This window comes from Chryseobacterium sp. PTM-20240506, assembly GCF_048296755.1.
GTDB lineage: Bacteria > Bacteroidota > Bacteroidia > Flavobacteriales > Weeksellaceae > Chryseobacterium > Chryseobacterium proteolyticum.
Window position 1 is genome coordinate 4,413,015 of record NZ_CP182581.1, and the last position, 24,047, is coordinate 4,437,061.

At 32.5% G+C, this 24,047-nt stretch carries 24 protein-coding genes and 3 pseudogenes; 13 read left to right on the forward strand and 14 right to left on the reverse strand.

The window, feature by feature from the left end; all coding sequences use genetic code 11:
* Positions 1–69 precede the first annotated feature (69 nt).
* Positions 70–411 (forward strand): hypothetical protein, encoded by a 342-nt coding sequence (locus ACNFU2_RS19860; protein ID WP_418122800.1) that lies wholly within the window; start codon positions 70–72, stop codon positions 409–411.
* 390 nt (positions 412–801) lie between these two features.
* Here the strand turns inward: ACNFU2_RS19860 and ACNFU2_RS19865 are convergent, their stop codons facing one another.
* The 3 genes from ACNFU2_RS19865 to ACNFU2_RS19875 form a co-directional block, all read right to left on the reverse strand.
* Positions 802–1,506: a hypothetical protein gene (locus ACNFU2_RS19865; RefSeq protein ID WP_418122802.1), complete on the reverse strand. Its 705-nt coding sequence runs from the start codon at positions 1,504–1,506 to the stop codon at positions 802–804.
* A gap of 744 nt (positions 1,507–2,250) precedes the next feature.
* Positions 2,251–2,733, reverse strand: coding sequence for a hypothetical protein (locus tag ACNFU2_RS19870; protein WP_418122804.1), 483 nt, complete (start codon positions 2,731–2,733; stop codon positions 2,251–2,253).
* A gap of 1,014 nt (positions 2,734–3,747) precedes the next feature.
* Complete coding sequence (locus ACNFU2_RS19875) at positions 3,748–4,344, reverse strand: Crp/Fnr family transcriptional regulator (protein ID WP_273650989.1); 597 nt, start codon at positions 4,342–4,344, stop codon at positions 3,748–3,750.
* Positions 4,345–5,035: 691 nt separating this feature from the next.
* On the opposite strand from ACNFU2_RS19875, the gene ACNFU2_RS19880 reads away from it, so the two are divergent.
* The gene (locus ACNFU2_RS19880) at positions 5,036–5,254 is read left to right on the forward strand and encodes a hypothetical protein (RefSeq protein ID WP_418122806.1); all 219 of its coding nucleotides are present in this window, start codon (positions 5,036–5,038) and stop codon (positions 5,252–5,254) included.
* Positions 5,255–5,403: 149 nt separating this feature from the next.
* Here ACNFU2_RS19880 and ACNFU2_RS19885 read toward each other — a convergent pair.
* A pseudogene (locus tag ACNFU2_RS19885) lies at positions 5,404–5,661 on the reverse strand (transposase); the annotation flags it as partial.
* Between the two features lie 19 nt (positions 5,662–5,680).
* Between ACNFU2_RS19885 and ACNFU2_RS19890 the strand changes: the two are divergent.
* From ACNFU2_RS19890 to ACNFU2_RS19930, 9 genes are all read left to right on the forward strand, one after another.
* Positions 5,681–6,109, forward strand: coding sequence for a hypothetical protein (locus tag ACNFU2_RS19890; protein ID WP_418122807.1), 429 nt, complete (start codon positions 5,681–5,683; stop codon positions 6,107–6,109).
* 67 nt (positions 6,110–6,176) lie between these two features.
* On the forward strand, positions 6,177–6,410 hold the full coding sequence (locus tag ACNFU2_RS19895; RefSeq protein WP_418122809.1) for a hypothetical protein: 234 nt from the start codon (positions 6,177–6,179) through the stop codon (positions 6,408–6,410).
* A 710-nt stretch (positions 6,411–7,120) separates the two neighbouring features.
* On the forward strand, positions 7,121–7,654 hold the full coding sequence (locus ACNFU2_RS19900) for a hypothetical protein (protein WP_418122811.1): 534 nt from the start codon (positions 7,121–7,123) through the stop codon (positions 7,652–7,654).
* Between the two features lie 200 nt (positions 7,655–7,854).
* A complete protein-coding gene (locus ACNFU2_RS19905; protein WP_418122813.1) occupies positions 7,855–8,046 on the forward strand; it encodes a hypothetical protein in 192 nt (63 codons plus the stop codon).
* Positions 8,016–8,258, forward strand: coding sequence for a hypothetical protein (locus ACNFU2_RS19910; RefSeq protein WP_418122815.1), 243 nt, complete (start codon positions 8,016–8,018; stop codon positions 8,256–8,258). The genes ACNFU2_RS19905 and ACNFU2_RS19910 overlap by 31 nt, the downstream gene beginning before the upstream one ends.
* Before the next feature lie 1,478 nt (positions 8,259–9,736).
* Positions 9,737–9,952 carry a hypothetical protein gene (locus ACNFU2_RS19915; protein ID WP_418122817.1) on the forward strand — a complete coding sequence of 72 codons (216 nt, stop codon included), beginning with the start codon at positions 9,737–9,739 and terminating at the stop codon, positions 9,950–9,952.
* Positions 9,953–9,966: 14 nt separating this feature from the next.
* Positions 9,967–10,851 carry a GMC family oxidoreductase N-terminal domain-containing protein gene (locus ACNFU2_RS19920; RefSeq protein WP_418122819.1) on the forward strand — a complete coding sequence of 295 codons (885 nt, stop codon included), beginning with the start codon at positions 9,967–9,969 and terminating at the stop codon, positions 10,849–10,851.
* A complete protein-coding gene (locus ACNFU2_RS19925; RefSeq protein WP_418122821.1) occupies positions 10,845–11,195 on the forward strand; it encodes a GMC family oxidoreductase in 351 nt (116 codons plus the stop codon). The genes ACNFU2_RS19920 and ACNFU2_RS19925 overlap by 7 nt, the downstream gene beginning before the upstream one ends.
* 54 nt (positions 11,196–11,249) lie before the next feature.
* Complete coding sequence (locus ACNFU2_RS19930) at positions 11,250–11,681, forward strand: YybH family protein (protein ID WP_273650996.1); 432 nt, start codon at positions 11,250–11,252, stop codon at positions 11,679–11,681.
* A gap of 1,519 nt (positions 11,682–13,200) precedes the next feature.
* On the opposite strand, the gene ACNFU2_RS19935 is transcribed toward ACNFU2_RS19930, so the two are convergent.
* The 3 genes from ACNFU2_RS19935 to ACNFU2_RS19945 form a co-directional block, all read right to left on the reverse strand.
* Positions 13,201–13,680: a nuclear transport factor 2 family protein gene (locus tag ACNFU2_RS19935; RefSeq protein WP_418122823.1), complete on the reverse strand. Its 480-nt coding sequence runs from the start codon at positions 13,678–13,680 to the stop codon at positions 13,201–13,203.
* Between the two features lie 81 nt (positions 13,681–13,761).
* Complete coding sequence (locus ACNFU2_RS19940) at positions 13,762–14,142, reverse strand: nuclear transport factor 2 family protein (protein ID WP_273650998.1); 381 nt, start codon at positions 14,140–14,142, stop codon at positions 13,762–13,764.
* A 56-nt stretch (positions 14,143–14,198) separates the two neighbouring features.
* Positions 14,199–14,957: an SDR family NAD(P)-dependent oxidoreductase gene (locus ACNFU2_RS19945; RefSeq protein ID WP_418122826.1), complete on the reverse strand. Its 759-nt coding sequence runs from the start codon at positions 14,955–14,957 to the stop codon at positions 14,199–14,201.
* A 667-nt stretch (positions 14,958–15,624) separates the two neighbouring features.
* On the opposite strand from ACNFU2_RS19945, the pseudogene ACNFU2_RS19950 reads away from it, so the two are divergent.
* Both ACNFU2_RS19950 and ACNFU2_RS19955 read left to right on the forward strand, forming a co-directional pair.
* Positions 15,625–15,720, forward strand: a pseudogene (locus ACNFU2_RS19950) (hypothetical protein); the annotation flags it as partial.
* Between the two features lie 203 nt (positions 15,721–15,923).
* A complete protein-coding gene (locus ACNFU2_RS19955) occupies positions 15,924–16,190 on the forward strand; it encodes a T9SS type A sorting domain-containing protein (protein WP_273651000.1) in 267 nt (88 codons plus the stop codon).
* Between the two features lie 755 nt (positions 16,191–16,945).
* Here ACNFU2_RS19955 and ACNFU2_RS19960 read toward each other — a convergent pair.
* From ACNFU2_RS19960 to ACNFU2_RS19990, 7 genes and pseudogenes are all read right to left on the reverse strand, one after another.
* Positions 16,946–17,893: a hypothetical protein gene (locus ACNFU2_RS19960; RefSeq protein WP_418122828.1), complete on the reverse strand. Its 948-nt coding sequence runs from the start codon at positions 17,891–17,893 to the stop codon at positions 16,946–16,948.
* A 391-nt stretch (positions 17,894–18,284) separates the two neighbouring features.
* Positions 18,285–18,347, reverse strand: a pseudogene (locus ACNFU2_RS19965) (helix-turn-helix domain-containing protein); the annotation flags it as partial.
* A 398-nt stretch (positions 18,348–18,745) separates the two neighbouring features.
* The gene (locus ACNFU2_RS19970; protein WP_418122830.1) at positions 18,746–20,236 is read right to left on the reverse strand and encodes an amidohydrolase family protein; all 1,491 of its coding nucleotides are present in this window, start codon (positions 20,234–20,236) and stop codon (positions 18,746–18,748) included.
* A gap of 402 nt (positions 20,237–20,638) precedes the next feature.
* Entirely contained in the window at positions 20,639–20,803 is a 165-nt protein-coding gene (locus tag ACNFU2_RS19975; RefSeq protein ID WP_418122832.1) for a nuclear transport factor 2 family protein, read from the reverse strand.
* Positions 20,804–21,073: 270 nt separating this feature from the next.
* Positions 21,074–21,832, reverse strand: coding sequence for an SDR family NAD(P)-dependent oxidoreductase (locus ACNFU2_RS19980; protein WP_418122834.1), 759 nt, complete (start codon positions 21,830–21,832; stop codon positions 21,074–21,076).
* Positions 21,833–21,926: 94 nt separating this feature from the next.
* Positions 21,927–22,163 carry a hypothetical protein gene (locus ACNFU2_RS19985; protein ID WP_273651005.1) on the reverse strand — a complete coding sequence of 79 codons (237 nt, stop codon included), beginning with the start codon at positions 22,161–22,163 and terminating at the stop codon, positions 21,927–21,929.
* Positions 22,164–22,603: 440 nt separating this feature from the next.
* Positions 22,604–24,016 carry a hypothetical protein gene (locus tag ACNFU2_RS19990; protein ID WP_418122836.1) on the reverse strand — a complete coding sequence of 471 codons (1,413 nt, stop codon included), beginning with the start codon at positions 24,014–24,016 and terminating at the stop codon, positions 22,604–22,606.
* Positions 24,017–24,047: the final 31 nt, after the last annotated feature.

Genomic DNA, 24,047 nt, shown 5'->3' on the forward strand with positions numbered 1-24,047 from the left:
TCATTATGCTGCAAATCATAAAGTCTAGTAGACATTAAAAGCTATATTCATCACTAATTTAACAATATAATGATTGAGGAGGAATGCCTGAGATTGCATGGCGCTGAACTCAGAACATTTGCCGGAGGCTCTCTGCTTTTCAGTAGGGAAGAGGTGGTGGGGTATTACTTTCAGATTGTAAAAGATTTACAAGAACGTTTGGAAGAAAGTATTAGACAAGCTGAAACAAGTACATTTGACGGAATAATCACTTTAATTACAGGAGAAAAAATTGAAAGTGAATTTTTTCATAGGCTTTCAGATGACGTGTTTGTTGACCGAAAAAATAAAACTGAATTTATTCGAGATAAAATTGTGAGTGTAAAATATATTGAAGATAGAAGGACAATCTCAAAAAATAAATTACTTTAATCATATTAGTAGTACAACAATCTATTCCCAAATTTCATAATATAGCCAAATGAAGTTATCGTGTGAAAGACTGGTAGATGTAATAGGTTGGATGCCATGATATAAAAAAACACCTGCTATCACAGCAGGTGTTTTCTCAATTATATTTAGATTGATTTCCGAACTGCAGTTGTTTTCAACACCAAATCTAAGGACTAATGATTTCACTAGAACTACCGACAACTGGTTGTTTTATTTATAAATTAACTAGTTTTCTCGTCCTTAGCTTTGCAAAATCTTTCTCTGAACTTTGATGTATTTGTCAAAATTGTAGATTAGAATCTATTTTGGTTTTGTAGCCGGAATTGACTTTACCCGCTTTTCACAAATCATAATCCTTGCTTCCATTTCTTATTTAAGTCTGTTAACTGAAAAAAAAGTAGAAGGATTTCCACTTAATTCTCCCCGGATGAATATTTTTGTTGCAATTCTTTTCATAATTCTAAAAGAATAAGTTTTACCTGTAACAAGGTCCATAGCTACATTAAAACTTAAGTTGCTTACTTCTCCATCTGCTAAAGTTATTGTTTGTAATAGCTGAGATTCCCATTTATTATCTGTATTATTATAAAGTCCATAGTAAAAATCTCCACTATAAGCGTTTCCTTGAGGTTGTACGGAAAAATTCATTGTTACTAAATAAGTACCATTAGCGTTAATCGTGAAAGAATTGTTGGTGCTTGTTCCTGTAAATGTATTATAATTGTCAATAATTTTAGTTGTAATGTTATTGATTGCTAGTGGTGTAGTTGCTATAGTACCTGTCTCCCAATTTGTAGACATTCTAGCAGAAATTTCCTGAGCTATTTGCTGCTCCCCATCAATCATAATAACAGTTCCTGTACCATTAGGTAGATTTAAAGGGGGAGTTGAAATAGCTTGCCATATCGTACCATTAAAAGAAAAATACCCCGTTCTTGTTACATTGATCGTTTGACCTGATGGAGGAGCTGGATCTGCAAGTGTAATATATACCATAGCTCCTGTTTGATCAGCTCCATAATTTTTTGCTCGTAACTCAGCTCCTGTAATTTTGGGCGGAATAATACCATCCATTTTTGAAATATTAGTTGGTTCACCAGAAACTTCTAGGGTAGCTTTAGGATTGGTTGTATTTTAATAAAGTTGAAATTTTAACAAAGATGTGATCATGATAATATGTTGGGAGATTCTTTAAATAAAAAAACCTGTCCGAAGACAGGTCAAAAAAACATCAATGTTTTGTAGAAAACAAAACTATTGAATAGTAAATTTACTATATTTATCTAAGAATTAAATAAATTTATAGCTATAAAGTTTATTATAATATATAATTTTAAAAAAAAATATGGAATATCGAGTTGTTAGTAATGAGTCCCTTGATGGTCTTTATGAAGTTGTTGAAGCAAATTTATTAATCGGATGGAGGCTATAGGGAGGTATCGCCGTTGGAATAAATGGGGTATTTTACCAAGCCTTAGTTAGGTTAAAATAATGATAGAATAAATCTTAAAGCTAATTAATAAATATAATCAATGGTTGTTTAAAATGAAGACCTAATTTTTATTTTACCCAAAATCTTATTAGGGACCACACATAAACAAAAAAGCTTATAATTTGATAGTAAACCTTAATTAATCTTTATTAAAACATTTTTTAACCCCACAAGATTGCGATTATGATAATAAGTGAAGATTTATTAATTAAGCATGGTGCGGATTACAAATTTTTTGCTTCTGGCGAAATAATTTTCCGCGAAGACTCTACTCCTAACCTGTATTTTCAGATTGTTACAGGGATGGTGGAATTATTTAATTTCCATCAAAATGGGAGGGAATTTAACAGTTGATAGATTTTATCTGTATCAGCAGCATTTAATGGAACAGTATCGAGTATTGCATTTAATTTATCATCTACAGATATCAAATTTTTATTCACCGCCATTTCTACTTTCTCCTGGAAATAATCCTCTGCAATTGCGTAAATTTCACCAGCCAGATCAGGCCTTACCTTAACCGCAGTAATAAGAACCTCGTTATAAGTAACCTGATCATATCCGTCTGTTAAGTACTTTTCACATGTAAGATTATGTAAAATACCATAATTATTACTGTTGCTTGGAAGAATAGGTTCTTCAGTAACAATAGCTTTCCAACCTTCATTAGCTACTTTATCTTTGTAGTATGCCATTGAAGCTGCAGCAGCTATGAAAAGGCTTACAAACCCTGTCTCTGCTGTCATTAATCCTGCTACTACATCAGCCCAAGCAATTGCTTCTTTTTGTTGTCTTGTTAATTCTGCCATGATTTTTTCTTTTTAAAATGTTAATTGTAATTTTTGCTGTATAATCCCCGGCATTGGGTTTGAGTAATCAAAATTTTTTGTATATTTTTATTGGGCATATAAAAATAAACACCTAAAATTCTTATCATTTAATTACTAATACAAAAGTAGGTGTGAGTAGCGACAAAAGTCGGCGTATTATATTTTTTTCTAAAAAATTCAAAGTATTGCTTTGGAGACAGAAACATCAGAGTTTATGCTGTTGAGGCTGAGTATAAATCTAATAACGCTGTAAGAAAAAATAATTGAAGAAGAAATCTGGGAAAAGAAAAAATGTTTTAATAAGTATTAATTATACTTTAATCATAGAACTATAAATCATGAACCGTTAAAAAAAAGTATATAGAAAAGAACTGAAACGAATTAGTGGCGGGGGGGAAGAACCATGCGGTCCGGCAGGACTTCCATGTTTTAAAGGTGCATGCTGTATCAATGATAGGTGTACAGGGCCAAGCCCTCCTTATAGCTGTGCTTAACATAACATGATGAGTATTAAAAACTGACACTTAATTAGGTTGATATTCTTTAAAAAGAATATCATATTTTCTGTTCATCACCAAAAGGTATTTTGGAGATCCTCATAAGATAATCAACTAAAAGCTTTTCTAATATTCCCGCTAAAGTGGGGATTATTCATTAAAAAAAAGAGCCCTTCAAATGAAAGACTCTTATCCAGTATTAAAATAATTTTAAAAGTTTCACGAAAAAGCTTCCCTGTTAAGAGAAGCTATCAAACTAATGGATTTAGTTAAAAAACTAATATTCTAATTTAGTAAATATGAATAAGTGTTTTTATGATTGTGATCATAAACTGTTTTATTACTTAGCTATTGTAAATTTTTAAGAATGTGAATATTTGGTCAAGTTTGTACCTTACATCTTCAGCTTCGGTTGGAGATTTTATTGAAAAGAAGCCCTTCATTTGAAGAACTCCAGAGTATATATTTTCTTAATGCGTTCTGAGTATTATATAGACTAGTAAAGTATCTTTCCTTTTTCAATTGTTAAAATATTATCAGCCTCCATTTTTTTGATTGTACGTATTACAGTTTCTACAGCCATACCTGTTAGGTTTGCTATCTGCTGCCGTGTAAATGGCACTTCAAAAGCATCAGAAATATTCCTTAAATTGTAATCTTTAATATAATCTAAAATGGTTTTGATCTTTACTGATGGCTCAATACTTGACATATTGAAGAGCATTACGTATTTATGATAAAGCCTTTCGGACATGCATTGCAAGAGATTTTGCATTACATCAAAGTTTTGAGCAGCTAAACTTGTAAATTCATTTCGCCCAAGGCACAATATATTACAATCTGTTTTAGCAATTGCGCTCATTGGATAAGGCTTTTCTGTGAATAATAAAGATTCCCCAATGCTTTGTCCGTCATATAAAATGTTATGAGTAAATTCTCTTCCATTTTGATGGAAATTAAATAGCTCCACCATCCCTGTAACAATCTGAAAATATTGGTTGGGAGTAGAGTCTTCGCGGAAAATTATTTCGCCAGGGGCAAAATATTTATTAACCGCTCCATGCTTAATTAATAATTCTTCACCTATTATCATAATAGTAATGTTTTGGTTAATAATGTTTTTAGAAAATGATCAATTAATTTCCCATCAAATTATAAGCCGCTTTTGTATGTCGTGTGGTACCTATAATTTTTTTTGAATTTTTAAAATCTGAATTTTTATTATCTTTAAAAGCCTTGTGATTTTTTAGTCACTATTTGTGTTTTTTTATCCTCAACTTCGGTTGGGGATTTTGCATTAAAAACTTCCCCAGCCCGAGGAAGTTACCACAAAATAATGAAAGTTATTAGATTTTATCCTTTTCAAACTTAGGCATTAATGATAAGATAGTTTATGATCATAATCACATTATTATTTTTGAATAGATCTTGTAAATTTATAATTCAATGTATTTGTAACTTACAAAGCATAATGCTTTTTAGCTTGTATTCGGATACGCTTTTTTATGCCCATGAAATCAGCAAAAAACGCAAATTGTTACAAATTGTATCAATAAATATTTTGGAAATGTTACAATAATTTAATTTGTTAAATGTTAAGTAATTAAATTGCTTATTAATTATGGATTTCCATAATTGAGAATGAAAATTATTTGTAATGTTATCTTTTCATTACAAAAAAATATACTTATAACCCAAATTCAAATTAAAATGGAAAAATCAGTCATTTAGCAGCTTTGGGAGTTGCTGGACTTGTTAATGCGAAAAGCACTTTTGAAAATACAGTGAAAATTAAACTTGAAAAACTTACAGATAGTGAAACTATGTTTCAATTATGTGGAGTGACTGTGACTTTCTACAATAGCATGGGGGAGATTACAGGGCAACAATTATATACCTCGGATCAGCCTACCTTAGAATCATGCCTGGCTTATCAGGCAGGAGTAATTGCAGATCTTAGAGCACAAGGGTATATAGTTGAAATCATTGGCGACGTAAATTAGTACTTATGAAACGATTTCTTTTTATTATTCTTATCCCTAATTTTTTTTTGGAGTATTATATTCTCAGAAGATAGTTCATATACAATATCTGAATGTCCGTTCTCCTATAGCTAACATAAACGAGGATCTTTATAATTATGGGTTACATGTTGTACGTCATCACTCGTAGCCTCACGAGCGACATCTCCATTGAGACGCTTTTTTCCTGCTTCCATAAACTCCTTGTTCCAGGCATAAAACTGCGATTGTGCAATGTTATGGTTCCTACAAAGTTTGGCTACGGAGGTCTCAGCCCGAAGACCTTCCATCACGATTAGAACCTTTTGCTCTGCGGTAAATATTCTGCGGGTGTTTTGCCGAATATCTTTTACAAATTTTTCGGTCGGTTTCTTTTTCGGTGTTGCCATAATTAAAATTACTCTTTTTATGAAAATACTCCTTAACTTTTTAATATCAAATGTCCACTTTTTGCTGACGATTTACAAATATTGGTTTCCTGCAGCATTTACTTACACAATGCTAAATAACAAGGAAAGACTAGCTTTCAAATATTATCCGGAATTATTTAAAACAGATTCTGTATTTCCGGATTTTAAGTATTTTTCAATGCATGAGGATTTTCATATTTACGTGCAGAAAAATTGGTCTTACGACCAGAATGGTAAGGATTATATCGATAATTATCCAGTTTGTAAAGAGCATTTTGATCTTCTGAAAAAAGAATATATACTATTGGATAGGGGAATAAAAACAAACGATCTAGAACAATTGGATTTGATTATGAGGAAATGGGTGGAAATTCGAAATAAGCGTTACAAAAAATGGCCTCAACTTATAGGAGAAACTAATAGTTGAAGCTATAGAAGGAACTGCACGTTATTTAGAATATAGGTATTCGGTCCTTAGTAATGAAGATAGACCTTTGATAACAAATACACACGGAAAAGCAGTGGATTTTGAACAGACTATAGAATATATTACAAAAAATAGCTTATTATATCCATTTTTATCTAGAACAGCTTCATATGCTAAAGGAGCTGCATTGGGATGTATTTTAGATAAATTAGATCCAGAATTGAAACATAAAATTGAAGATTCTAAAAACAATAAAGGGTCGACACAATTTGAAATTTTGAAGACACAATATTCTGATTAGTGTTACCATTATAATCAATTAAGTCCCCGCATGAAATCAATATTTTAAGTATATCAACTGTCTTATAAAAGATTTTCGTAATGTAATTTTGGGTTCTATCGTTTTGTATCTGAATAATAAAACTTAGTAACGTGGATTCAGAAGAAGCTGCTAAATGATAGGATTTATTTTTAACCAGTGTAGGGAAGGGTTAAAATAGAGTGTTATCTTTTAATAACCAGAGATTATACTTTATAAAAACCATTTTTCTTATTAATGCACAGCTTACTTAAAATATTTTAACAGATGTTTGATTTTTTTAGTGCTTTAAATATATTAATATTGACGCTTAAGATATCTTTAAATTATTTACATAAGTTTATAAAATAAAAACAACAACGATAGAGGATTAGAATATTTATAATTGTTGTAATATGATCCAGACAGACGGAGGGATTAATCAATATTCATAAGAAAAGAAAATGTGAGTTTCTTATGAGGTTGTACAAAGTTTGATCTGACCAACTGAAACCACTTCAGTCTTAATGCTTTTGTTTAGAATACGAATGCTTTTAACTGGAATTAGCGATACTGAGATGAATATGCCATAAATCAAGGGATTCCTATCTTAATTCTACAAAAGTTATTGGTGGACTACAATATAAATTGCGAATTCTTAAATTAACGAAGCCATATTTGATTTAATTATATCACTAACTAAATTTTATAAAATGACTGCATACTACCTCATAAAAATTGGAAAAATAACAGGATTAGTATCATTTTTACTTGGAACATTTTTTTTTGGACTATGTTTTTGGAAACCCGAAACAATAATGGCCCTATTTGTTATTGGCATAGCCATCATAATTAATATGATCGCTTTGGGGTTAATTCTAGCAAAAGAAATAAAAGAAGCGAATAAAAAATTGCTAAAAACTGCTGGCTTTGTTTCGATGAATATTATTGTTCTGCTTTTGTATTGTTGGATTATAATTATTTTGATAAATATGATTCGAGTAACATTAACAAACTCTGGTACATCAATATTGACGGACTTAAATATTTCAGGTTGCGAAGTCGAAAATATAGATAAACTTGAAGTTGGAGAAAGTAAAACTGTCTGGATTGATATACCTCATGATTGTTCTGTTACCATAACTTATTTATGTAATAAAAACATAAGAACAGACACTATTGTAGGATATGGTACAAATAATGGAGGAGGAGAAATATTGAAGTATAAAATTGGCTGCGATCAGTAGAAGTAACAGTAACTGGTTCGTGCATCATATAATAATTATTAACAATCTAGAATTATGACAAATTTATTAATCAAAGGAGGGCTCCAAAGCTCTCTTAAGCCCTGAAAATTGTGTATTGATCTTAATAGATCATCAGCCATTTCAATTTGCCACTCTCAGAAGCCATGATTCTCAAACGATAATAAATAATGTAGTAGGTCTTGCAAAAAACGGCTAAAGCATTTGAAGTTCCCACCCTTTTTACCACTGTTGTAGAAAATCTTGGCGGCAGCTTGGTACAGCAGCTTCTGGAAGTTTTCCCTGAACAGAAACCATTTAACAGAACAATGATTAATTCCAGGGAAGATCCTAATGCAGTGGATTGGGTTACAGAGACAAGGAGAAAAAAGTAATTGCTGCTCTGTGGACTGAGGTCTGTCTTGCGATGCTAGCTATCCAAGCAGCAGGAGAAGGATGTGATTTATTTGTAGTTACAGATGCCTCAAGAGGAACAACATTGGAGGCATATGAAAATGGCAATCCAAAGGATGATCCAATTAAGTGGAGTGTTTTTGGAGGAGAATTTCAAAGGGATTGGGCACGTCAAAATACTGTTCCGCAATGAATGAAATTATGGTTGAGCATCAAGCAAATTTCGGAATCAGTTAGCTTTGGGAACATCAATTATTAAATAGCTCATCTAAAAATAACGATTAGAAATAAGTAGAAATTACAGATTTGGAGAGTTAAAAGTATATCACTAGTGATTTTAATTATTGGATTTGAATTTGGAGGTTGGAAGGAGAGATATATTAATAGGTTAATAGTGTTGAAAAGGGATGTTGTTGTTGAGCATCCTTTCTCTTTACCCTTATATTACCAAACTTTAATAGCAAAGTAATAGAAATGAAATGTCCGGTGTTTTCAAAGTAAATTTTATTTAAATGTGTAAAATATTTTATAATGCTAATTGGTTTATAGCATGATTATTATATACTTTAATTGCATTGCAAATATATTGCATTAGATACAAAATTAAAATTATTAATAAGAAATACTATTGAATATAATAAATTTCAAGCTAAAGAGTATTTGACTACAAGCGAAATATGTAATTATCAAATATCACATGTTGTATGGTTTTGTAGAATGATGGGCAGTAATCAGTAAATTAGAAAAATCTGCTATGACATGCTTTTCGTTGCTCAAATATATAGTGATTTTACTTACAAGAAAGTATTGCTGAAATACAAAATTACGGAGTATTAACTCCTTGTTTATGTTTGTTCTGTCTTATTTTTTCTCAGAGATTCCCCTTTAAGTTCTATTCTTAGAGAGTTGTGTACCTATCTGTCGAGAATTTCATCTGCAATCGTCTGCTCTCCTATAACTTTATGCTATGTACTTACAGGTAACTGCCAGGCAATAATTGTAGAACGTTTTCATGTCTGTATTCAATTATTCCCATAAAATTCTGATGTTTAAGATTATCCAGCGCATGTAATCCGAAGTTGTCCGGAATAATCAAGTCCTGCTTTTCTGCGGTCTATTCTTTCAGATAGGTTCCGTCTCCTATGGTCATGAAATGCTAATATTTATAGCGTGTATTTACCCAATGAAATAATCATTAATAAAAATGAGTATCCAAATCATGTAGAGATAACGGTTTTATCAATAAGATCTTTTATTGACGCATACATGATTTGGTGCGGTTCATGCAAATTGGCGGAAAAAACATTTTTTTTGTTCCTTTTACTAATTGGAAATTTAAAAAAGAAGGTGTTGTTTTATTGATGGAAAGCAAACCGTTAGCTGTGCATATCTAATCTATATGATAATGTAGATTGACAGATTTTATATTCGTCAAATTTAATTTATTTTTTATCTCTTCTTTTTAAATATTAGCGATCTAACTTATAAAACTTCAAAATCTACATCAAAAAGCATAGTATAATAATAAAATTAATTTTTCTTCTTAATATTTATTAAGACAATTTGCAAATTACTGATCTAATTTTGAAAATAATAAATAAGAATTGAAATGAAAAAAAATCAATTATCCTATCATACTATTATCATTGGCGGTGGAACAGAGGTGCTGTGATGGCTAGTCGATTAAGTGAAATAGAAGATATTTCTGTATTATTGATCGAAGCTGGAGAGGTGTATAAGCCTAATGGGTATCCTGAGCAAATTGCTTTAGCGAAATATGTTGGAGGAGATAAGGATTCTGTTTGGGATGTTTCTAAGGAAATCAATTCTGAAATTCCTACAAAAGGTCTATTTAGAGCTAAAGTACTTGGAGGGGGGCAGCGATAAATGCTGCCGCATTTTTGCGTGCACCAAAATCTGATTTTGATCGTTGGACAAAAAACGGGTTAAAAGGATGGGAATTCTCTCAGGTATTACCTTATTATAAAAAAATTGAAACAGCGGATTTTGGTGATGATAAATGGCATGGACGAAACGGACCAATATCTGTCCATCTACTTAAAATAGATGAAATTACAAACACTGCTAAAGATTTTGTAGAGGCAGCTATTAATACCGGGATATCATTTCAAGAAGATTTAAACATTCCTTTCCCAAAAGGAGTGGGAATATATTCCATTAATATCAATCGTGGTATTCGATTAAATACAGGAATTTCATATTTAGCTGAGAAGGTACGTGAGAGACCAAATTTAAATATTGTAGGAAATACCACAGTTAGTAAAATTATCTTTGATAATGGAAGTGTGAAAGGTGTCGTGTTGAACGATGGCAATACAATATTTGCCAAGAACATAATATTGTCTTGTGGCACTATTGGTACCGGTGGAATTTTGCTTCGTTCTGGCCTCGGTCCAAGGAAGCAACTTGAATCTTTGAAAATTCCAGTAATTGCTGATCTACCCGTTGGACAATTTGTAATGGATCAACCTCAAATTTACCTAAAGGTTAATATTAATGGAGATGAAGATTCCTTTCCTCCTATTGGAGGAAAGGTTTGGGAGCAATCTAGTTATGCAGAAGGTGATGAACTTGATTACTATTTGGGCTTTAACCATTTTGCAGACCTGTCGAAATCACCAACAGGAAAAGCGTTTGGCATTATAGTCTGTGGTTGCCGTCCTGTGTCCAGAGGGAAACTACAACTTGATCCTAATGATATTTTAGCGTCCCCTAGAGTTAGTCTAAATCTTCTTTCTAAGGACAATGAATATAAATTATGGTAGAGGCTATTAGAAAAGTTATAAATATATTAGAACAAAAACCTCTCAAAGGCCAAATTACCTCTGTAATGTTTTGCGATGGTAATTTACTTCCTTCTTCATCAGAGGAACTAGAGGTATTAATTCGTAAAAATGTAGAATCTTGTTTGCACATTACTTCATCCGCACCAATGGGAGGTAAAAATGATCCAAAGGCTGTTGTTGATAATAAAGGGAAAGTATATGGACTCAATGGATTGTATATAGCTGATGCTTCAATACTACCGGATGTACCTTCTGTAGCCACTAACCCAACAGTAATTATGGCTGCTGAATATATTGCAGATCAAATTAAAAAAAATTATTAATTTAAAATTTAAATAAAAATGGATTATTCAATTTTGAAAGAAGCAAAGTTTGTATTGACACCTGAAGTAGAACAAGTAATACAAGTCGTTGCTGGATACAATCGTACACTCAAAGAAGGCTCGCTTTCCAACATTATGAGAATTTTTAATGAAGATTCTGTTCTAATTCCAGAAAATCAAAGACCAATTAGTGGACTTAAGGATATAGAGAAAGTATACACTGAGCTTGTAAATGTTATTAAGTTTAATGAAGGTAATATCATTAATATCATGGATGCGTATGTTGCGGGTGATTTAGCGTACGTAAGATCGGTAGATACAACGGGTTCTGTTACTGAAATCAAATCAGGGGAGGTCAAGTCTCCAATATTCAGAGAACTTTGGGTATTAAAAAAAGATGATAAAGAAAAATGGACGTTCGCGATATATGCATATGGAGTAGCATCACAGGAAAAGAGTAACCTGGCCGATGCCGTAGTTTGGTAAAAGATGTGGTTACAATATACAAAAGATGATGGGAGATTATAATTACAGTACTAATTCTTTTAAGCATTTTGCTTATTGTAAAAAAACTTCCAAGAGACCTATATTTACTCTTAGTATATTGTTCCAAGGAACATTGGGTTTTATAGCCTCTAAATTAAATTGGTCTCAATAAAATAATATTATGATGTGCTAAAATAATTTAACAACAGTATCAACCTTGATGCTGTTGTTATTTTTTACAGCGAAATATGTTATTTCTCAATTCTGTACAATGAACAAGTTAAAAATTAGAAATGATACTAGACGCATTGGATTATTAGTAAACTATAAAACTAATATGTAATATCACTACTTTATGCATTACCAAATTTCACTAAAGTTCAAAAAACGAGAGTCTAATTTTTTTATTTTTGCCTGTGTGAAAAGAATGGATACTTTAATCCTCTTCGGAGATTTTTTTCAAATTAGCCCATTCTGGTTCAATACCTTTGCCGATGAATGAAAAGTAGTAGGTAGAGTAAAATTAGCTCCAAATATTCCTTTTCCATCCAGAACGTAATAAAGCCATTATATATAGAAAGTAAGTGCTGAGTCGTAGTAATCCCCTTTTTATAGATACTTCTACCGTAGTTATAGGAACATAGTTCTTTGTCTGTAAAATAATGTCTCCTGAATTTCCGGAAAATATTTTGTAAATAATCCTTTCTTGTTAACTTACAGGAGCGTTTTCTGACAGTATATCCTGATCATAAAGTCTTTGAATTGTTAGCTAATCTTAAATTGTTCAAAAATTATATCTTGTGACTTTATTGTTTGCATAAGATTAGAAGTGAAAAAAAATCAGAGCCCTTACGAACTCCGATTTTTTGTGTTTACACTGTCATGGGATGGTTTTGTATATAATCTGTTTTAATGATCATATTACTCCTTGAGTACTTTCTTAGTAATTTTCCCTTTTCAGTATATATCTTAAAGATATGTATTCATTTAAGCAAATCATATCTTTTTAATAAACGAAACTCGCCATTTGGTTGTCCATTTAGTAATACAATCAATGAATTTTTGTCAAAATATAATCATTAGATAACAATAAGACAATCAGAATAGGTTAAATATCAAACTCACTATTTGCATTTGAAATTTTCCACTTTCCACCTGTTTTGAATGTAGTATAAGTTTCAATAGTATCTTCTAAAAAATGAAAAAGAATTATTTTTTTCATTTTGAATTTGAATTCGAATTGAAAATGGAGATTGTCCTTTTTGATTTGTTTTTTTTGATTCTATTTCTATACTTCCGAATACAGCAATATATTCTCCCCTGTCCAAATATGTGTTCAATATCAAATTTGTGAAAAATATTTTCAGCAATAATATTTAGAAAATAATGTTGTACCTCCATAATCACGAAGAAAATTTCTAACTATTTCTGCATTTAAATTTTTCATTAGTAGGAGTTTATTTTAATCTTGATAATTACTCAATATAATCATTAAGTAATTAAACAGCGAATTAATATTTTATATATAATTAGCAGAGAAAGTATGAGCTACTTTTTTACCGTTTCGCACGATAATTACATCTGCAGCGTATTTAGCAATACCTCCTTTCCATTCAGTAAAGGCAATCTCTCCCTGAATTTGGCTTTTACTTAAATCTACCATGGCTCGAATATCATCGGGAAAATATTCAGTGAAAACCTTTTTATAAAGTTCACGAATTGCTGGTTTACCTATAAAAATACCAGAACTATTTATTAGTATACCGTTATCACTCCAATCGGCCATAACCTTATCAATATTTCCTTCCCGCCACGCATTTAGATGACGATTTAATACCTTAGATGTTTCTTGTGCGGAAGTTGTTGGTGCTGTATCTTGATTTTCTTGTTCATCCGCTGAGGAAGAACAACTTGTTAGTAATGAAGGTAGGACCAACCCACCTATAGCTAAAATTCCTGCTGCTTTTAAAAATTCTTTTCTATTTAACTGATCTTTCATATTATTTTATTTCTAAATCATTTTGTATTTAATAAATCGCAAACGAATATTATATTACATAAAAGTAGGTTATACATTAATTTATGCCGTGTAATCTGCTGCAAAAACATGGGCCACTTTTTTACCATCTCTTACAATAATTGTATCTGAAGCATATTTGGCAATACCTCCTTCCCATTCAGTAAAGGCAATCTCTCCATGAATTTTTTGTTTACTAAAATCTACCGTTGCTCGAACATCATCAGGAAAATATTCCGTAAAAACCTTTTTATAAACTTCACGAATTGCTAGTTTACCTATGACAATACCGGAGCTGTTTATTAATACACCATCATCGCTCCAATCTGCCATCACCTTATCAATATTTCCCTCACGCCAAGCATCAAGATGGCGATTTAATACTTCTGTAGTTATTGTTGTAGAAGTAATCTCCTGTACTACATCTATTTTCTTTTCTTTCATAATAATTTTGTATGTTATTTTTTTAGAATATCTGATATTAAGTAATTTAGTACTAATTAAAATGCTGTATTTCCACCATCAATGATTAACTCTGTACCTGTAACAAAAGATGATTCGTCAGATGCTAAAAAAATAACTCCATAAGCAATTTCTTCTTCTTTTCCTCCTCTCCTTAGTGGTGTTCCCTCTACTGCCATTTTTTTGAATGCTTCGTAATTTGGCATGTTTTTACTCATAGAAGTGTCTACAAATCCTGGGTGTACTGAGTTAACACGGATATTAAATGGAGCTAGTTCAACAGCAGCTCCCTTTGATAACAATCTGGAGCCTCCTTTCGATGCTGTATAACCAGTACCTCCAGCAGATCCTACAATCCCACCTATGGAAGAAATATTAATAATAGATCCGCCTTTTACCTTTTTCATAAAAGGAATCACGGATTTCATTCCTATAAATTGACTTGTAAGATTTATATTGAGTACTTTATTAAATTCCTTAACACTACGTTCTTCAAGCGGACTTTCAATATCTCCTATAATTGCTGCATTATTAACCAGAATATTGATTTTGCCATATAACCTGATTACCTCATTTATCACTGAGCCCCATTGTTTTTCATCACTTACATCATGTACCATGTAAGCTGCACTTCCCCCTAGAGTTATGATTTCTTGGCTAACCGCTTTAAGCTTTTCCTCATTTATGTCAGTGAGAAAAACCTGAGCTCCTTCTTGTGCAATTAATTTTGCTTCAACAGCACCCATTCCACTGGCTGCTCCGGTAATAATTGCAACTTTTCCTAGTAATCTGTTCATTGTATTTAATTTTAGATTAAAAAATTGTTTCTGATAAGTCGAAATTAAAGAGATGAAAAATGAATACAAATAAGAAATCTTAAGTATTTATTTCTTTATAAATCTTTTTATTACACTTAATGATTCAGGTGTAATACCAAGATATGAAGCAATATGTTTTTGTTTTATTCTGATCTCGATATCGGGAAATCGTTTAATTAGATCTTCATAACGTTCCTGTGCAGGTAAATCTTGAAATGCCTACAATCTTTTTATATGAGCTAAATAACTATTGATTCCAACGATTCGCCAATAGTGTTCAAGTTTAGGAATGTCGGTAAAACTCTGTTCAAAATCTTTTCTGGAAATTATAAATAGTTCAGCATATTCTATTATTTCGATATTTTTTTTTGATGGAGTCTGAAGATGAAAGCTCTCCAAATCATTTGCCCACCATCCCTCAAAAGCAAAAAAAGAAGTAATTTCTTTACCTTTTTCATTGAGATAATATATACGGGCTATTCTCCGGATTTCGCAGTTAATAATTATACCTATGGGAGAACAAACGTGATGAAGAAAAATTTATCAGACTATACTGTTTCGGATGCTCACAGTATTGGTTTTGTTTTGGGCATCAATACTTTGGGACCTTCATTGGAAGTATGTTGAATAATATGGCTACAAAAATAATGTATTGGAAGATCCGAACAGTGGAAGCGTCAGAGTATTACAGCTTGTAATGGATGGGCTTAAACTTCAATCATGTAATCCAATCTTCATATAGGATAAAGATACCAATTCTAGCGGCAGACCAAGCTAAAACGGGAGTGTACGATCTGGAGAACTTTGCTAGGAGAGGGCTAGGAGTAAATGCTGCTCCTGGAGGACTTAACGTAATATGTATTGGGAACAATCATGCTGCTCTGGATTTAAATGATCAGGTGGAGGATTTTACTATCCCAGCAGAATGTGGCGTATTAGCAGTAAATGAAGCTATTTCAAGCTCTAAAGGATATCCATCTATCCAAATCCGGTGAAAACAGAATTTACCATCAACACCTTTCAGGAATAGATTTTTCAGGAATTACTACGGTTTCTATTTATGATTTTACAGGAAAACTGGTTTCTTCAGAGAAGATTAATCTTAATAAGCAGAATACAGTGAGTGTTAATACACTGTTGAATGGTGTTTACATGGTGAAAATCAGCAGTAATTCAATTGATTATAATCAGAAAATAATTGTTTCGAGATAAACTATAATACTACTAAATTGTTAATATCCCGGGGGGTAATTCTTCAGGGCTTTTTTATATTCCATAGTGGGATGGCCTCATGAAAAGGAAAGTCTTATCATAGCCTCAATTAATTCATCGTCATTTTTCATACTTTTATAACGATAGCTCCGCTTGATTATACCAATTGCCAAACAACTTTTCCCTTCACTACGTTATATTTTTCACGGATAAAGTTAACAATTTTACACTGTCCAGAAGGCTTTACGCTTTTTGACAGAACATTTTTTAAAGCTTCAATATTTAAACAACCTTCTGTATAAAGTTTCTTAAGCTTAGAATTTTCGGACTCCAGATTTCAAAGTCTTTGAATATCAGAACCTTCCAAACCTGAATATTTACTCTTCAAACGATAAAAAGTACCTTGAGTAAGCCATGTTCACGGCATATTTCTATGACACTTGTTCTTTGAGAACCCAAAAACCTGATTCTCTGAATACATACTCTTTTTCATATTTAAAGATAGAGTTTTTGATTAAAAAAACTCTATCTTTAAATGGATACATTTTTAGGTAAGTTTACAATACCTTATTCAATTATTGATGTTAATTAGGTGCAATTTGCAAAATTTTTGTGGGATGAGTATTATTGAATATCTTATCATCATCTTTAAACTTTAATCGACTGACCACTAAAATTCATATGACTTTAAGTCACATTTCCATTTAATAATTTTCAAAGATGAGCAATACTATTTTACCTCGCTTAAATTTTAATTACATATTAGGTATACCTGGTACGATTCCTAATTTTTGCATATTTTGTCTGATTCCTGTTCTTATTTTCATCATTTCGGGATCTTTATAAAAAAGAAGTATTTTTTTATTTTTCCCATCTGTAGCCTCAGGTTTATCATTTAATAGCACAAAATGAGTAAATGTTTCTGCTCCATCCTCATCCATTGAAGAACATGCATAAGCACTAACAAAATCTCCTGGTAGAGAATTAAAAATTTTGCTTGGATTCATCAATATGTCTGTTGGTAACTCTGAAACTTTTTCCCATGAAATATTAACGATTTGCTTTATAAATGAACCTTCTTTATAAGTACTTCCATAGCTGTCACTTTCTGGAAAATAATACAAGTACTCTTGTGTCTTGTTTTTTGTGATGTAATGTCCAAATTCATGAATCATAGCATAAGTGGTCATGTCATACCCCAAAGTATTGTGCTTATAATCCGGTGCTGAAAAAGAAGGAATTTGCGTTTTACCCCTCTCTACATCGTAGGCAAGTCCCAAAGAGAACTGGTTTAAAGAGTTTTTTTTCCGAGCGCCAATATAAGCATATACATTAGATCCTTCTTCAGGGTAAAAAAAGGTGAGTTGTGTAATTTCTTTTCGAAATTCTTCGGGAATAATGTCTGTAAATAATTTAAATTTTTTCTTATGTTCATCAATTGCTTTTTGTTCTTTCTCCCAGATTTCTTTTTTTATATACATCGGCGCATTATCTGGTATCGAGAAAGATTTGTTAAAATAAATATTATTGTTGTAAATATTATAGGCTACTATAGCCAAGTTAATTTCTTTATCATCCTGGTCATCTGGGAAAATTATGTCTTCTTGTTTATATGTATTTTCTGTGGTACATGAGTTCAGACATGGCATGGTAGTTATTGTTAAAAATAATAACAATTTCAGGAAATTGTCTTGATTGTTCATAATAAATAAATTTGAAGTTTTAAGCAAAGGTCATGTATTAAAATTACTCTTTTTATGAAAACACTCCTTAACTTTTTAATATCAAATGTCCACTTTTTGCTGACGATCTACAGTTAGTATCATCAATCTGTGCCCCATCCCAAGAAATTTCTCTTCTGTATCTTTGTAATCAGATTTTTTACGCCTTTTGACTACGGTTAACTTTGTATTTAAAGAATACCCGCCAAACAGTCATTGCGGAAAGCATAATTACTTTTCGAAGCAGATGGGTTGAAATTTTTGCAGTTCCCCATCTTTTTTTCTCTCTTAAATCAAGGATGATTGATCCAGTTTCTTTTGTAACTTTGGTATTGGTAAGGGCTTTAGGACGTCTTGACTTATCTCACAGTCCTTATTTTCCTTCTTCTTTATATCTTTTTATCCAACGATGAAGTGTTGATCTTGCAATTCCAAAAACGTAAAGCCTCCTTTATCAAACACCCCGATTCTAAGTAGATTTTAAGTCAAACTTTGCGAGTCTTGACGTGGTGTTGCTGTTTATTCATGGATGAAATTTTAAAAATTTATACCATAAGTTAAGTCATTTTTGTAAAGGAGCTATTGATACTTTACTCTACTAGCAGAACCTACTTTTTCATTTTTTTTGATTATATATATCCATGTTTATGTGGATAAGTACTCGGCATAAAATTCACTTTATACCTCTATTTTAGTTAAAATATAAGAATTTAAAAATATTTTTATTGAAAATATGGAACATGCTTATATCAATAATTCGGAGAATTAGCCTTTTTTTATGTAGATCAATTGGACTTCTTTCATAAAATAAAAAAAGTAAAGGAGTATATTTATTTAGAAAAAATGATTTTCTAACCCAGCCTTTGCAAATAGATAATCTCTAGATTCAGTAATTTTTGAGTGCAATACCTGCGTATCAATGCCTAGCATTTTCCCTTGGTATTTACGGATTTTTCCAGCAATGATAACCGTATCTACATTTGTTCTCTCCATCAGGGTAACGACTGTGCCACTTACACTATTAATTGGCATCACATTTAGATCCCTTGTTCGTAGCATTATAATATCAGCTTCCTTACCGGGTGTAAGACTTCCAATTTTATGTTCAAGATGTGTTGCCTTTGCCCCTTCTAATGTTGCATACCTGACAACATCATTACATGTAATAAGGTCTTGTTGACAATCTATACCTGAAAGTACTTGTGCATTAACTAAACCCCGTTGTAATGTATAGACAGATCTCATTTGAGTGAAAAAGTCGGAAGTCATTGTAACTTCTACATCACTGCTTAGAGAGGGTTGGACGCCATGTTTTAGTGCCTGCATAATAGGGGGAGTCCCATGTCTCATACTTAGCTCAATAGGAACAGCAAGAGAAATAGCGGCTCCTGATTTTGCAATACTTTCCCACATTTTATCATTCAATCCAGTACAATGAATTAATATATTATCTTTTCCCAAAAGATTTTCCTTTACTATATTTTCAAAGGCAGGAGCAGATCCTAAATTTCCAACAATATGTGATACAATTGGCACACCAATATCTCTTGCCATACCCCAATGATTCTTAAAATCTCCAGGAAAAAGTTCAGCTCCCATAGCCATAGTAAGAAGCTGGTCTGTCGAAGAAAAGTACATCTTTTGTATATCGTTGAGCTTTCGGGGGAAAGGAGTAGACTCACCAGAACCTGTTGAAAAGGCTACAAGTGCTCGCCTCCCACCATCTTTCAAGCCATGCATCAAGGCTTCAAAATGTTCCATCGAGTGAACTACTTGAGAAGTATCTAAAACAGTTGTAACTCCACAATCGATCTGATTTAATGATGATAGCAGTACAGCAGTATAAATATCCTCAGGACGAAATACAGGTGTCAATTTTTTAATTAAAACATCTAGATATGTAAATGGGTTATCTGGCTTTTTATCATTGACAAGAAGAGCCTCGGCTAAGTATCCTCTAATAGCGGTTTCATACTGATGATGGTGAGTATCAACAAAACCCGGCATTATTATATACTCACTTGCATCAATTACATATGTGTCCTCACCTTGCTCTATATCAGGTTTGATTTCTTTGATAATTTTACCTTCTATTAAAATATCAGCTTTTCTAAAATTTCCAACTTTAACATCCTGGCTATACACTATTCCATTCTTTAGAATGTATTTGGTATTTGCATTTCCAGAGATCTTTATTATCTTTCTTTCTTTTTCTTTTGAATCAGATAAACATCCGGTTAATAATGCAGGAGCTATTAAGGCTCCGAGAGATAATTTTCCTCCTAAATGTAAAAAGTCTTTTCTATCTATTTTTCTTGAATTCATTTCGAAACTATTTTTAAAATTAATGTTGCAAGTATTTTCACCAGAGGGCTGATTTTTCCTGTTAGTTCAAAACTATTAAGTCTTAAAAAAATGCTTTAATTTCATTGAATAAAATTGCCAATATAAAATATTTGCCTCTTTTATGATATGTATTGTGATTTAAGTTTTCGAAGTATTATGTTATTATTTACAAAATTGCAGATTTAGTGTATATTTGCTATCACATTGAAATAAATAAAAATTGTTTTTAAAGCCTTTATTTAATCAAAGTTTTAAATGTGAAATTGTTATCTTATTATTTTTGTTTGTTTAAATTTTTAGACAGTTCTATTGAGGCCATATATTGCTAATAGTATAGTTTGGCAGCAAAGATATCATTTTAAGGAGAGTTAGTAATTTTTTTTAATTAATACTTTTACCTACCACTATACCTGAACTGTTGATCAACACTCCATCATCACTCCAGTCTTCCATAACCTTATCGATATCTCCTGAACGCCATGCGTCGAGGTGACGGTTTAAAGCATTAGTTGTTTCTTCTGTTGAGTTTAATTGTTTTTCTATCATCCTTTTTTTGATTTTTAATTTGATATCCCTCCCATATAAAATACTGTATGTCAACCCGAAAATAGGCTATTACTACTTATAAATATATAAGGGCATAAGGAGTTTTGTTTTGATTTTTCCAGAATAAGTATAACAAAAATGTATTAGGAAATGCATTTTTGTTATACGACCATTTTGTAGCCTCCTATTTTGAAGCAATTTTATATGAACCAATAATAAATTTAGGATTGTAATTTACTTGTTTGACAAATGATATCGGGACAAGAATTATTATACAGCAGTATTTCCGCCATCAATAATCAATTCAGTCCCTGTCATAAAGGAAGATTCATCAGAAGCCAGGAAAATAACACCGTAAGCAATTTCCTCTTCTTTTCCTCCTCTGTTTAATGGTGTTCCATCAATAGCCATACGTTTGAAATCTTCGTAGTTGGGCATATTTTTATTCATCTCGGTATCCACAAACCCAGGATGCAGAGAATTGACACGAATATTAAAAGGCGCCAATTCAATAGCGGCTCCTTTTGATAACAGTCTGACCCCTCCTTTGGAAGCGGTATAAGCCGTACCGCCAGCAGATCCTACAATTCCACCGATCGAAGAAATATTAACAATAGATCCTCCCTTGGCTTTTTTCATCAATGGAACCACTGATTTCATTCCGATGAAATGGCTTGTGAGATTTATATGGAGAACCTTATTAAATTCTTCAACGGTTCTCTCTTCCATAGGAGAACTCAGGTCACCCAAGATAGCAGCATTATTGACTAGAATATCAATTTTTCCAGCGACTCGGATGACTTCTTCTACTACGGAATTCCATTGTTCTTCATTACTTACATCATGTACCTTATAGTAGGCATGACCTCCTGAAGCATTAATTTCATTGGTAACTGTCTTCAGGTTTTCTTCATGGATATCAGTTAGAAAAACCGTAGCCCCTTCCTTTGCAAGCATCTTTGCCTCTACAGCACCCATTCCACTGGCTGCTCCAGTGATAATGGCGACTTTGTCTAATAATCTATTCATCGTATTTAATTTATAAGGATTAAGCAAATCCCCGTTAACAATGATTCAAAATTAGATCAACTGAAAAACAGTACCAATAAGAAATCTTAAGAAATCAATTTTTTAGAAGTTTTTTGATAGCGCTTAATGATTCCGGTGCAATCCCTAAATAGGAAGCAATGTGTTTTTGCTTTATTCGGTTTTCTATATCAGGGAATTGTTTGATTAGTTTTTCATATCGACTGTTTGCAGGAAGCTCCTGAAATTCCTCTATCCTTTTGATATGAGCCAGATAGCTGTTGACGCCAACAATCCGCCAATAACGTTCAAATTTTGGAATATCTATAAACATCTGTTCAAAGTCATCTTGGAGATTGCAAACAATTCTGCATCCTCTATTATCTCAATAAATTTGCGGGATGGTGTTTGTAAATTAAAACTCTCTAAATCATTTGCCCACCATCCTTTAAAGGCAAAAAAAGAAATTACTTCCCTGCCTTCACTATTGATAAGCAGATTGAAAATTGGCTTCGTAATATTCATTATAACCATCCCCTGCAACCAGAATATTGCTATTGCCTTTTTTTGAGCAATAAGTTCTGTTTATGCCATTAAGTAACGGATATAGTCTACTTAGTGAATTTTTGCTGTTGTTTTCTTTTTTTCATACAAATCATTCAGCGCTTTTAATACGGGCCATGTAAAATCCTTACTATGTAGTTTCTTCAAAGATTTCATTGATGTGTTCTGTTAATTGTCCTCTGTGAAAGATACCTAATGGTGGTACATAGGTCAAGCCATTAGCATCTTTATTGTCGTGCATGATATAGATATATTGTCCTTCGTCATTAATATCACCTGCAGTTTCGATTGACATAGTAACGATTTGGTACTGTTCTTTTTTGCTAGTTTATGTAATATTTCGTAATTGCTTCCCAAGCCTTCTGCTTCATCAATCGGCATAATTCGTATTCCGGTGTGATCTTCGCCTTCAATGAGCGATAGTCTGGCGAGGCAAAGCAGTGCATTGGCTGTATAGGTTTGCCCATTGCTTCCCGAATTTTTTTGCCCATCTTGCCTGATTTCAAAAAGGAGATCAAAATAAGAGCGTGGGTTGAGCAGATCGTTTATGGTGGCTTCTCTTGTTCCGTTTGCTTCGCGGAATACACTAATCATGATGTCGTCAATGTCTTGTTTGTTATTTGTTGCAAACAGGCCTGTCTCCTGCATTTCGTTGGTGAGCCGTTTTCTGAAAACTTTCATCCAATCGTCTGGATATCCAGCAGCTGGTGTATGTTGTAATGTTGCATAATTAGCTCCTGTAATCTTATTTTTTGACAGGTAGTCGCTTATTTTCTGGACCTTGGTCAGAAATCCGTTATAAATTGTAGTTAATTCTTTAAAAGTGTTGTGTAGAATTTCTATTTTTCTGGAACCAATGCGCTGCAAATCGCTCGTGAGTTCGATAAGTCTCTTTTCAATCTGTTCGCCAATAAGTTCTTCTTGTATCTGTTGCGTAGGGAAAACGGTAGGTAACAGTTTGTTGGCCAGTACACCTACTGAATAGTCTTTTAAAATAGTCTTGTCTTCTATTTCTTCTGACGCGGCGGCGTAAGTGGCTTTGAACTTGCTGTAGGCATCCGTGCTCGGTGTTTCTGCTGGCTGCTGTTCTATTTTGATCAAATCCTGCTCGGCAATAAAATCACGTCGGTGCTCTCTTGCAAATTTTATTTTTGCTTCATTGAGTTTTAAAATACTCACATTGTGGTTGTTTTGGTATTGTTCAAATCGTGTTTTAGCTCCTGTGTGTTCCGTATCAATAGCGTTATGCATTTCGTAAAGCGTATTGATGGGCGGATTGGATTTAAACAAGTCATCTTCTATTCTATGAATTTTTAGAAGTGCTATTCTTTCGGCAGTTCGAATATTTTCTAAATCTGTCTCAAAATGGAGAAGCTGGCTTTCTCCTGTCTTTGTCAAATGGTCAAAGTCGATTGAACCATATTGTTTGGTCATATAGCTTTCAATCTGGTCAATTTTTTCCCGATTGTCCTTGTTCAGCTGATGGCTGTGGTTATACTTGGCAAAAGCCTTATCATGGGCGTCATTAAGGTTTTTATATTTTGTTAGATGTTGTTCGGCATCTTGGCTCTCTACCGAGTGTGATCTGGTCAGGAGGTACGCTGAGATGTTGTTTGGGTACATTGGTTATAAATTCGTGGATGCCGTTTAATTC